Source organism: Streptomyces diastatochromogenes (genome assembly GCF_002242805.1).
In the GTDB taxonomy this organism is placed as follows: Bacteria; Actinomycetota; Actinomycetes; order Streptomycetales; family Streptomycetaceae; genus Streptomyces; species Streptomyces diastatochromogenes.
Map to the genome: position 1 here is coordinate 1 of NZ_MCGQ01000174.1, position 2,984 is coordinate 2,984.

The following is a 2,984-nucleotide window of genomic DNA, read 5'->3' on the forward strand; positions in this document are numbered from 1 at the left end:
ATCGTCCTGCACGCGATGCTGCTGCCGGTCGAGGTCCGCGCCCCCTCCACGCTCGCGCCCGCTGCGGCACCGCCGCTGCCGGTCCGCACCGGACCGGTGATCAACCCGATGGTGCTCGACCGGCAGATGCTGCTGCCCGTTCTCGACACCAACGCGCTGCTGACCCACGCCTGCTGGCTGGTCAAGAACGGATACCAGCACGACAAGGTGATGGTACTCGCCGGCACCGGACGCTCGACTCCCTACATGGCGACACATGTCCTCGGCGAGATCGTCAAACACCTGCCCCGGCTGGCGGACGACGCCCACGTACCGGAACGCCAGGTACGCCGTCTCCTCGCAGCGCAGATCCTTCCTGCCCTTCGTGTGGTCGACCTGGAGATCCGAGACCACCTGTCTCCGCAGACCCGGCACATCCTGCGGGTCGACCGGGAGATGCCGAAGCGACACCGGGGCGACCCTGACGACGCGCCCACGATGGCGCTCGCGGAGTTCCTGGGGCCGTGCGTCATCGTCACCGAGGACAGCGTCTTCTCCCGCTTCGGGGTCGCCGTCATCGAATGGGTCCCCGTCGCCCAGAGCCTGCTGCGCCTGGCCAACCTGGAGGCCACCGCCGCGGACGCGCTGGTCCTCATCGAACTGGCGCTGCGGCTGTGCGGCGCGGGCGCTCACCGCCTGGTCGTCCTCGCCGGACGCAACCCGCTTCTGGCGACGGCCGCTGTGACCGGGCTGCTGTGGTGGTGCTACCGCAACGGCTACCTGACCCGCGACAACTGGCGCCAGCGCTTCACGCGGCTGGGGAAGGTGACAGCGCCGCTGCTGGAGCTCACCGCCGCCGCGGTGACCGAGCACCAGACGCTCAGCGACTCGCTCCTGGTGGTGGAGCCCCCGGCCTATCCCACCCGCGAGCAGCTGGCCGCCCGGTACCTCGCGCGCTGCGGCCGGCCCCTGACGCCCGGCGAGCTGCGCGACGCGCTTGCCCGGCGCGGCCACACCATCTCTGCCGCGCAGCTGAAGCGGGACATGCTCGCCCACCGTGCGTTCGTCCGTGCCCCCGGCGACCTGTGGACCGTCGGCCGCCCGGTGCAGCGGCAGACCTGACCCGGGCACGCCCGAGCCGCAGCCACAGGCGCCGGGCCGCCCGGCGGGACGGCTCCCGAAGTCGCCGCGCCACCCGGCGGGATGACGAGGGCCAAGGCGCGCACTGCGCCCTGGCCACGGCGACGACCGACAGCGAATCTCCCAGCCTGTCAAGGACAAGGTTCGCTCCCAAGCGGATGGCGAATTCCGGGCTAACGACCACGGCAGCCGCCTCCTACTCTCGCTTGGGCCAACTCGCCTGCTGTGCACCAAGGGGGACTCATGCGGATTCGCAGGAACCTTGCCATCGTCGCGACGACGATAGCGCTCTGCGGCATCGGGATTTCGGCGCCGGCCGCTGATGCCGCCGTCCGTCCCATGGCGGACTGCGGCGCGCCGTGGAACAACGTCGGCGCCCCGGGGAATCTGTACGGCTACGGTTTCTACTACGGTAGGTGGACGTACGCTGGTCAAGTCGAGCAGCAGTACCAGAACTGCGGGGGCGGCGTGGTCAACGCCCGTGCTCACTTCCAGTGGTCGTCCGGCTTCCAGTCCAAGTTCAGCGGGACGATGGTTCAGGTCGACATCTATTCCGGGAACTATGGACCCACCACCGGGCCTTCCACGATGGACTCCACGGCGACCAAGGACATCTACTCGCCAGCCTTCGAGATCCACAATGCGAATCCGGACCACTGGGCGGCGGAGGCGCAGCTCGTCGGGACCTACTATGGCTGCTCTTCGGTAGCCCGGGGAACTGACTGGTACTACGGCACCGGAACCCCGCAGCGCGACCCAGTATCCGGCTACTGCGGCTGACCGCGCGTGTACAGCCTTGGCCCTGCTGACGCGCTGCCAGCAGGGCCCGCACGCGATTCCCAGATCACCGGCGACGGGTACCGCGGTGGCCTGATACTGGTCTGGTGGCGGGTTACCAGGAGGCCAACGTCCGTCTTCTGCCCTGCGCTTTCACGGCCTTGTCCGCAGTCACAGCCCGCTGGAGGACCTCCCGGGACGAAGCTGTCCGCAGGCTGCTGACTGAGTACGTCCGCGCTCAGGAAGACCGTGAGCCGGAGGACCGGCTGACCCACATCTCGACGGTGCTGCGTTACACGCCGCTGCCTCTGGGGCGACGCACTCCCCGAGCCGGCCGACCGCGGCGGCTGCGCGCCCCGCCGGTCTGCTGGAGCGGGCCCGCGCCGCACCCTGACCAGCTGGGTCTTCGTCCGCAGGAACGCCGGTGCCTGGCCGCTGTCGTACACCGGCACCCCGTCCTTGAACGCCACCGGCTTGCTCCGGGCTGCCCGGTCCGGGTCGATGTCGTCCTCCCGGCCCGCTGACGCGGTCAGCACCTCGTTCATGGTTTACCTCCTTCGGCCTAGCGGCGACCAACCGCAATGGAACGTGGCATAACGCATGAATAAGTATCAAGTGCCAAAAACAGTCAAGTTGTGCGTATGTGCTTAGATACCCGCTCGCGTACGCGAGGGAAAAAAGTCACCCGTCCGGGCGTCGAAGTAGGACCCGTCCCGGAACACCCAGGGCGCTGTCACCGGTCGTCGATAGCGTGACGGCCGTGATGGTGGGTACCGAAGAAGCCCGGCTGGTCGTGGTCCGCGGCAACAGCGCCTCTGGGAAGTCGTCCGTCGCGGCCGGCCTGCGCGAGCGGTTCGGCCGCGGCCTGGCCCTGGTCGGCCAGGACAACCTGCGCCGCATCGTGCTCCGGGAACGCGACCGGCCCGGCGCGGCGAACATCGGCCTGATCGACCTGACCGCCCGCTACGCCCTGGACGCTGGGTTCCACGTCGTGGTCGAAGGCATCCTCTACGCCGACCGCTACGGCGACATGCTCGCGCAGCTGCGCGCCGACCACCGCGGCCCGACCCACTGCTACTACCTGGACG

The 2,984-nt window shown here is 69.3% G+C and carries 3 protein-coding genes; all 3 read left to right on the plus strand.

Annotated features, from left to right (window positions below):
* Positions 1 to 1,101 (plus strand): PIN domain-containing protein (locus BEK98_RS47450; protein WP_341869065.1); only part of this gene is annotated, 1,101 nt, incomplete at its 5' end.
* A 261-nt stretch (positions 1,102 to 1,362) separates the two neighbouring features.
* A complete protein-coding gene (locus BEK98_RS47455) occupies positions 1,363 to 1,899 on the plus strand; it encodes a hypothetical protein (protein WP_094222981.1) in 537 nt (178 codons plus the stop codon).
* 760 nt (positions 1,900 to 2,659) lie between these two features.
* The coding region (locus BEK98_RS47460) for a P-loop NTPase family protein (RefSeq protein ID WP_208643450.1) at positions 2,660 to 2,984 on the plus strand (325 nt) is incomplete at its 3' end.

Bases quoted from the DNA above. Each gene is read 5' to 3' on its own strand.
- BEK98_RS47455 (WP_094222981.1), top strand. From the start codon at position 1,363: ATGCGGATTCGCAGGAACCTTGCCATCGTCGCGACGACGATAGCGCTC.